The organism is Brunnivagina elsteri CCALA 953, assembly GCF_002289455.1.
GTDB lineage: Bacteria > Cyanobacteriota > Cyanobacteriia > Cyanobacteriales > Nostocaceae > Brunnivagina > Brunnivagina elsteri.
This window is the reverse complement of sequence record NZ_NTFS01000275.1, coordinates 1-8,902: the sequence shown is the minus strand read 5'-3', so window position 1 is coordinate 8,902 and position 8,902 is coordinate 1. Positions and strand designations below refer to the sequence as shown.

General features: G+C 37.7%; 7 protein-coding genes and 1 pseudogene. 7 read left to right on the top strand and 1 reads right to left on the bottom strand.

The window, feature by feature from the left end; translation table 11 throughout:
• Window positions 1-205: 205 nt before the first annotated feature.
• The 7 genes and pseudogenes from CK510_RS20800 (at window position 206) to xisF (ending at window position 8,068) form a co-directional block, all read left to right on the top strand.
• Entirely contained in the window at window positions 206-1,336 is a 1,131-nt protein-coding gene (locus tag CK510_RS20800) for a class I SAM-dependent methyltransferase (RefSeq protein ID WP_095723522.1), read from the top strand.
• 1,062 nt (window positions 1,337-2,398) lie between these two features.
• Window positions 2,399-3,376, top strand: coding sequence for a tetratricopeptide repeat protein (locus CK510_RS20795; protein WP_095723521.1), 978 nt, complete (start codon window positions 2,399-2,401; stop codon window positions 3,374-3,376).
• Between the two features lie 82 nt (window positions 3,377-3,458).
• Window positions 3,459-3,725 carry an asr0689 family protein gene (locus CK510_RS20790; protein WP_095723520.1) on the top strand — a complete coding sequence of 89 codons (267 nt, stop codon included), beginning with the start codon at window positions 3,459-3,461 and terminating at the stop codon, window positions 3,723-3,725.
• Between the two features lie 9 nt (window positions 3,726-3,734).
• Window positions 3,735-3,959, top strand: a complete 225-nt coding sequence (locus tag CK510_RS20785) for a hypothetical protein (RefSeq protein ID WP_095723519.1) — start codon at window positions 3,735-3,737, stop codon at window positions 3,957-3,959.
• A gap of 181 nt (window positions 3,960-4,140) precedes the next feature.
• Window positions 4,141-5,349: an NHL repeat-containing protein gene (locus CK510_RS20780; RefSeq protein ID WP_095723518.1), complete on the top strand. Its 1,209-nt coding sequence runs from the start codon at window positions 4,141-4,143 to the stop codon at window positions 5,347-5,349.
• A 279-nt stretch (window positions 5,350-5,628) separates the two neighbouring features.
• A pseudogene (locus tag CK510_RS20775) lies at window positions 5,629-6,330 on the top strand (acylphosphatase); the annotation flags it as partial.
• A 196-nt stretch (window positions 6,331-6,526) separates the two neighbouring features.
• The gene (gene xisF / locus CK510_RS20770) at window positions 6,527-8,068 is read left to right on the top strand and encodes a fdxN element excision recombinase XisF (RefSeq protein ID WP_095723516.1); all 1,542 of its coding nucleotides are present in this window, start codon (window positions 6,527-6,529) and stop codon (window positions 8,066-8,068) included.
• Between the two features lie 248 nt (window positions 8,069-8,316).
• Here xisF and CK510_RS20765 read toward each other — a convergent pair whose 3' ends face one another.
• Entirely contained in the window at window positions 8,317-8,496 is a 180-nt protein-coding gene (locus tag CK510_RS20765) for a hypothetical protein (protein ID WP_095723515.1), read from the bottom strand.
• Window positions 8,497-8,902 lie beyond the last annotated feature (406 nt).

The window sequence follows — 8,902 nt, the reverse complement described above, 5'->3', positions numbered from 1 at the left end:
AATCTGGAGTTTAGCCCACATACTGAGATGCTTCGTTCCTCAGCATGACATAGAAGAAGACTTTTCAAACAACCTCTAAGCACAAAACTTTATGACGAAGTATTAACTTTTAAGACAATGGATTAGTTTTATAAATCTCAATCTTATTTGGTTTTATCATAATCATAGTATAAAAAATTTCAATAAAAATATCGGGAGTGTATACATGACTTCCAGCATTTCAAACAATACCCAAAGACATACTCCTTTAGGAGGAGATGTAAATAAGAGAAACCGAATTGATTCCCAAGCCAGCCGCACAGCGATCGCCGGATATAATGGGCTTGTGATGACAGGAATAGAGGCTTATCTTAATGGGCTAAAAATTCCCGAAGCAGTGCTGAAATGGCTTTTAAATCTCTCCGTTCAAATCAGCTACAAGTATTTTCCTTCTCTCCTAGTTCCCTATGAATGGTTGTCGCAAGAAAGTGATCGCATTGCCGAAGGTTCAGATGAACTAATGAAGGTTCAGTACAACCTACCCGAAAAAATGTTTAGTCTCATGTTGAAAGAGACAGAACTCTTATATCCCAAATACACAATGGCTTTATGGGAAAAAGGAGCATCCAACCTTGAGCAAGCACAAATGGACATGCTCGATGATGTGATTGCAAAAGCAGGCATTGAAGACGGAGACGAAATCTTAGACTTGGGATGCGGTTGGGGTTCTGCATCAAATTATATACTTTCCCTGTTTCCTCATGTGAAAGTGACAGCTTTGAATTTGAGCCACGAGCAATGCGAATACATGCGGAAAAGAATGCAGGATAGTAACAGTTACCTCAGTTCCGATAGATTCACTCTATATGAAAAGGACTTTAATGATATTGATTTGGAGACTAAGTTTGATAAAATTATGGCGATTGGGCTGTTTGAGCATGTAGGTAATTTAACGAAATCATTCCAAAAACTGGCTTCTCTCCTTAAAGATGATGGCAAAGTCTTAATTCACATCATCACAACCAGATTACCTGACAACATAACCCATCCTTTTATCAACAAGTACATTTTTCCCAACATGCGGGTATGGAGTTATGATACGATGGCTCGTGTTAATGCAGATTTGAAAATTATTAATCAATGGTATTTAAATGGTGCTAACTACTCAAGAACCCTCAGAAATTGGTTGATGAATTTTGACCAAAATCAAGCAAAAGTCAAAGAGTTAAATTATGGCATGAACTATGGCAAGTTCCAACGGATGTGGAGACTTTATTTGCTTTTGTGTATTTCATATTTTGACGGTTGTGATGGTGAAATTCTTGGTAATGGTCAATACCTGTTGGTGAAAGTTTAGAAACCTGGTTTCTCCAATCATCAAATGCTTAATGCAATGAAGAATTATTCAGGTACTTGCGTTTAGGGAGAAACCCAAGTACCTGAGTTTTTCGCTTCAAGAAACCAGGTTTTTCTTTAACTCAGTATGACTATATAACGTTTCCCGGTTTAGGTGCGATCGCATTTTATCCTCTTTTCCCATGGCAGCAGCTACTCTCTAATACCAATTTAAGATAAAGACGCATAAAATAAGAGAACTCCACAGAAAGAAATGCCCAATGTCATTCTGTAGCTTGCTTCCCGCAGGGTGGAACGTTCGCGTAGCGTGTCCCCTTGGGACTCAGCATCTACGCGAGATTCTAGNCCCAATGTCATTCTGTAGCTTGCTTCCCGCAGGGTGGAACGTACGCGCTGAGTCGCAAAGCGACACGCTGCGCGAACGCGTTGCCGCAGGCTAGAATCTCGCGTAGATGCTGAGTCCCAAGGGGACACGCTACGCGAACGTTCCACCCTGCGGGAAGCAAGCTACAGCATGACAACACAGGATCATTCATTTTGTGGCTTACTCTAACCCCACCTCCTACCCCCTACAGATGGGGTAAAATTCTATGCAGCTTCACAAAGAATTGATATAAACATTGTTCTATAGTGAATAGACTAATGACATGGTGTTGCCCGAACAAGCACCACCCTGTAACCACAGTAAGTTTGTCATTTGCTATATATTTTCCGATTATTTTCCCTGTAAGTTATCAGTTTAGAACGGGAGATTTTCGATGGAATGATACTCTATTGTTGTGATATCAGGAATAAAGTAATTTTATTGTATCAGATTCGATATTTTTTTATTTTGTTCAACTAATAATTAATTATTAATTGTTAACTAGTAACTACTCGCGATTAGCTGCAAATATATACTTTATCTGGGTTGGTTTAAGCTAATTCAACAAACAAGTGAGTTTAGTGTGGTGGACTCAAAATCTGCATCCGTGTCAATTATTGTTAGTGGAGTGAAATATAATTCGCGTGAAGTCGCACAAACAAAAGAAAAACTCAATCCTTCCTAACCAAGATAACAGACATGTCCTCTAGTATTACAGATTTAACAGTCAAGGCAGCAATGGAAGCGATCGCATCAGAATCCGCAACAACTGAAGAGAAGATTCAGATGTTGATTGAATTAGCTTTTCGTTTTCAAAAGCAGCCAAAAACACCAAAAGACTTGCGGAATGCAGTATCTCTGTACTATCACGCATATGATCTGTGCAAAGAGGATTATCCTTTACTGAAAGCGAGAACGATGGTAGGAATGGCAAGTGCATTACAAGCAATTCCGACAGCAGGAACAGATTTACTTTTGCAAGCGAAAGCAGGTTATGAAGAAGCGTTGCCCATTATAGAGAGTTTAGCAACATTGCAGGAAGTTGCCGAAGTGCAGATGAATTTGGGATTGGTGTTACAGTCATTAGCTGCCTATAATTTAGCGCGAATTACCGACAGTATCGCAGCGTATCAGAAAGCGTTAGAGGTATTTACTTGGGAGAAGTTTCCCCAAGAGTATGCAATTTTACACAATAATATTGCGATCGCACATCTTTCAATGCCGTTATCATCGGAAAAAGAGCATTTGCGACATGGTTTAGCAGTGCGATCGTTTGAAACTGCACTTGAACACATTAAGTTAACAGAACATCCCAGAGAATATGCGATGTTAAAAAATAATTTGGGTAATGCACTTCAGTATTTACCTAGTTCCCATCCTGTTGACAATAACTTACGTGCTATATCTGCTTATGACGAAGCCTTAAAAGTTCGCAATCCCCGTGATAATCCTTTGGAATATGCTAATACTATCGCTAATAAAGCATTAGCTTTATCTAATATTCCTGATAACTTGGAGAATGTGGAAGAGGGAAATTCAAACAATTTGTTACAAGCAAGTAATTACTATCAAGAAGCACTTGAAATATTTAAGCAATATGAACAAGTTGAACAAATTGAAATTGTTGTTAAAGCCATAAGAGAAATACAAGAAGAATTGACATCAAGTAAATTTTAATAAAATTGAAAGATACTTTGTCTGAATTTATATGAAAAAATAATGAAACAATTACTTAAACTACAATTCAAGGAGGAAAATAATGGAAGAGATTATCAATGACCCACTGATTAATAAATTGATTACTAGTTTAGTAGTAGGTGAAGTTAATTTGTTTACAGGATTTATCTGGCTTATTATAGCCACATTTATCTCAATGGCTGGTGGTGCAATTGGAGGATTACTGATTGCTAGAAAGCATTTAGGATATGAATTATCTGCTATCCTTGGTGGTTTTTTTGGACCAGCAGGTGTAATTCCAACAATATTACTTGGACTGGCAATTTTGAACATATTCACACAAAAATAAGGAGGAATTATGTTAGAAATAGCGTGGTTTGCTACTCGGCTATTTTTTCAAGGTAAACTGCTACGTGACCCTGTAGATTTTATCAAAAAAATTGTATTTGGTACTGTAATTGGTCTCACTCTATTTTTGACGATCGCACAAGCCGAAATATCATTAGGAATTGCTGTAATTACATCAAGTTTAGTTACTGGAATGGTCATGCCTTATTTATTTCGGGATTTTAAAATGAAATAGTTGGTGACTGATTATTGTTTTTATATATAATATGGAGATGCTATCTATATGGTGTCTCTATATTGCATTTTTATATAGTATTTATATGTAAAATAGAATATGGATTAAATAACCGCAGAGACGCTACAGCAAGAGTTATGAGGATTTTTCAAAAATTAAAAATAAGAAAGTAAATAAAACTATGCATTTTAAAACTAAGATTACTTCTACATCAAAAGTTATCGTAGAGAAAACAATTGATTCTTGCCAGTTACCACTTTCACATTTAGGTGCAGAAATAATTTTAGGTAAATCAATTACATCTGAACAATTAACAATCCCTCTAATTCCAAGTGCTATTGAAGTTTTTGCTCCACGAGGTGCTTGTTTGGTATCAGAAAAAGGTCCTTTATGGGTTGCAGATACTGGACATCATCGGTTATTAGGATGGAAAAATTTACCTACTCAAGATAGTCAACCAGCAGATTGGGTAATTGGGCAACTAGATTTTTCCCATGAGGGACAAAATGGGAAAACTGTACCAGGAAAAACAACATTAAATGTACCAACTGGTATTTGTGTATGTGGTGAAGGTTTAGCAGTTGCAGATGCTTGGAATCACCGTATTTTAATCTGGAATAAAGTACCTGAAGATAGTAATGTTCCGGCAGATATAGTATTAGGACAAGTTGATTTTTATGAAAATCAACCCAACCGAGGCAAACAGATACCTGGGGCAAATACTCTTAATTGGTGTTATGGAGTTTTTTATCATCAAGGAAAGCTATTTGTTGCTGATACAGGAAATCGTCGCGTATTAATTTGGAATCAGTTACCGACAGAAAATGGTCAACCTGCAGACTTAGTTTTGGGACAACCAGATATGTTTTCTCGAAATGAAAATGATGGTGCGATCGCATCTGCTTCTAGTATGCGATGGTGTCACGATATCACTGTTTGGGGGGGGAATTTGGTTGTGACTGATGCGGGGAATAATCGGATTATGATATGGGATAAAATACCAGTTGAAAATAATGCATGTTGTGTAGCAGTTTTAGGTCAAAAAAAGTTTGATTTGGTTGAATTAAACCAAGGTGTTTATTTTCCTAATGGCAGTAGTTTAAGTATGCCTTATGGTGTGGATGCTATTGGTGATTGGTTAGTAGTTGCTGATACTGCAAATTCACGGTTATTAGGATGGAAAAAGTCTGGTTCTATTAATTCGTTAATGGGTACTAATGCTGATGGGATTATCGGACAAAAAGATTTTTCTAGTAAAAGTGAAAATGGTAATTTTGGATTACCCAAGCGTAATAGTGTCAATTGGAGTTATGGTATCAAAATTTGTGGTGATATTGCTGTTATTGCTGATTCAGGTAACAATCGAATTCTCTTATGGAAAATTGTCTGAAAATTATCAGTTTTAGGATTAGGGAATTTCATGAAATAAAATATCCTAATTATAGATTTATCTATCAATCGTATTCTTGGCAAGGGTGGGGAGACCCCACCCCTACAATTTATAACCCAATACAGTTCAGTTAAGTATTTTTTCCTTCTCTTTCTTCTCTTCCTTGGCGTTCTCTGCGCCTACCTAAGGAAGGCACTCCGTGTCTATGGCGGTTTAAAATATTGAATAGTTTAGTCTTGACTGAACCGTATTTATTTATACCTTATATTTTTAATAACAATGATTGCTGAAGAAATTCGAGTTACTGGAATTGTTCAAGGTGTTGGTTTTCGTCCACATGTTTACCATATTGCGAAAAAAAATGGCTTGCGTGGCGAGGTTTTTAATGATGGAGAAGGAGTATTAATTCGGATATTGGGTAGTGAAGAATCAGTTGTACAATTTGTTCATCAATTACAAAAAGAATGTCCTCCGTTAGCAAGAATAAATAAAATAACTCGGACTAATTATGCAGGTGAATTTAATTTTGATGATTTTACGATCGCATCCAGTATTCACAGTGCAATAAATACTCAAATTGCTCCTGATGCTGCCACTTGCCCCCAATGTCAAAGCGAAATTTTTGACCCCTACAGTCGTTGGTTCCGCTATCCATTTACCAATTGTACCCATTGCGGTCCACGTCTGAGTATTATTCGTGCCATCCCTTACGATCGCAGCAACACTAGTATGGCAAAATTTACCATGTGTCCCACATGCGATCGCGAATACAACGATGTCACAAACCGTCGTTTCCACGCTCAACCAACAGCTTGCCATATATGCGGTCCAAAAGCATGGTTAGAACGTGCTGACGGTAAACCTTTTGCAGTTACTATGTTTTCGATGCTGGATGAAATTGATGCAGTTTGTACTCTGTTACAACAAGGAGAAATTGTTGCTATCAAAAGTATCGGTGGAATTAATTTGGCATGTGATAGTCACTATCCGATATAATTCCACAGCAATTTATCAGTAGATACGTTCGGAATATGATTTGGGTACAAAAAATGGTAGAAAATAAAATTGACCTCTACTATTGATTGATTAGAAGTATTCTGATACTTTTGCTTATCCGAAACGTATTGGGAGATTACTCCGATTATGATTATTTAAATCTCGATTGGGTTCCTAAGTTATGAGTGGTGAGATTATTGGATATGCGAGGGAATCTAGCGACAAGCAGGAGATGGAAGGAAATGCTCTCAGTAAGCAAATTTGTCGGTTGCGAGATTCCGGAGCGACACGAATATTTTATGATATTGCCCAACGTAGTAATAATAAGCGGGATGGGCTGTTAAAGTTGATTAAGTATGTAAAATCCCGTGTAATTGGGAGCATACAAAAGATAATTTTTACGAGAATTGACAGACTAACCTCGAATATTGTCCTGTTTAGCCAACTGTTCGAGGTACTCAAACAACACAAAGTTAAGATGGAAGCTCTTGATGATGCCCTTGATATGGAATCATTAGGGGGAAAATTAGCGACTAATATTCGGGTAATTGCTGCCGAATTTGAAACTGAAATGTTATCGCTGCGAGTCGGCAAGGATTTGGAGGTACGGAGAAAAAATAGTAAACCCCACTACATCACGCCATTTGGGTATGTGAGGGATTGCGATCGCTATCAATTAGACGAGACTCCAGTTGTTTGCACTCTGAACGATCGCAAGGAATATACGCGATCGCAGTTGGCAAGGTTGGTGGTTGATACCTATTTTGCAGTGCGATCGTACCGTCAAACTGCTATACAACTCAATCACTTTTTTGGGGTATGCCGAAATACCTACAGTCTCAAGGATAAGCAAAGTAGTAACATTATTAATATTGGTGATGAAATTAGTAGTACTTTAACTAAAGCACAATGCCGAAATCCTGGTTTGGGATGGACAGCAAAGGGGTTACAATTATGGTTGAGAAATCCGATATTAGCTGGTGGAACTCCCTATGACCAAAGGCTACGCAATAAATATTCTCCAGTATATCAAGAAGATAAAATTGTTTGGGATACTCACAATCAACAGTGTTTGATAACTTTGCAAGAGCGAGAGCAGATATTAACCATTGCCCGCGAAAATAGAAATAATGCCTGGGCTAGTGTTCCATCTACAATTAATAATATTTATGCTAGTTTATTACATTGTGCCCAGTGCGGAGGAGCTTTGTTTATCCAAACTTCTCAATATCGAAAGAAATTAGATCGATTGGTTAGTTATTATCAATGCAATACCTATAACAAAAATCGTCTGTGTAACAACAAGAAGATGATTTCAGATATGCGAATTGAGGAACAATTAATACCTCTGCTATGCCAGAAAGCAGAAGCTTTAGCGACACTGGAAGACGAACCAGATAACCAGGAAGAGATTGACGAACCTGAAGAAGTGGCAGCATTGAGACAGCAATTAAGACAACTGACGCTGATTCCGGGAAATAATCCTGCGATCGTACAGGCAATTGACTCAATCAATCAACAAATAAACGGTATTCTTGCAGATATTAAAAATCAGGATCGAGGTTGTTTGGTTGGCAGGGAAAATATTATTGCTGCCTTTTCTAATCCCCTGTACTGGCAAGAAATTGACGCAGACGATAAAAAACAATTATTAAAAGGATGTCTCAAATCTATCCAGGTAAACAACGGACAGATTGTAAACGTTGTGTTTCGGTCGGTATAAATTATCCCACATTATTGCATTATTGTAGGGGTGGGGAGACCCTACCCCTACTACAATTGTGGAGAATTTATTTTTTGGTGTTCCCTTAGAGAACTCCACAGAAAGAAATGCCCAATGTCATTCTGTAGCTTGCTTCCCGCAGGGTGGAACGTTCGCGAAGCGTTCTCGAAGAGTAGAATCTCGCGTAGATGCTTCGTTCCTCAGCATGACAACACAGGATCATTCATTTTGTGGCTTACTCTTATCGCTCATGCTGTTCTCTTTTTACGGTTGGAATGTTTGGGTTGAGATTTATTCTTTGATAGAGATGGGTTTGGTATCGGTTCATTTTCCAAAGAACTCTCAATAAGCAACTGTGCTGCTTGACGTTGTTCAAATTCGAGTACAGTTCTGCGGATTAATTGGGCTAAGGTTTCTCGTTTTTGCATGATTCTGAAGCGATTCTCAATGACTATATTAGAATCCCTGGAACAAAAGTTCTGTTAGTCACGAACTCCCCTAATTAGTCGCATCAGAGAACACTAAGAAATGAATCCTCCCAAATTGTTGTAGAGGTGAGTCCATTTTAGTGATTGTTATGTATGATTTAAAACATTGCATGTATTCATGTATTGGGAATTCTTATGCTCATAGTTGGAATTAACTATGAACTTGTCGCATCAGACTCATACTAGGCTGTTAACTTTGTACCCTTTTGCCCATAAGACTTCATGCAGAAAATGTGTTTACTACTTTTGTGGGAAAACGGCTATTCCAGACGTTTTCCCACGAACAAAAAATAACACGGATAATTTTCCGCAAAATCGCCTAAAAACCCACAAAGTCAACAGCCTA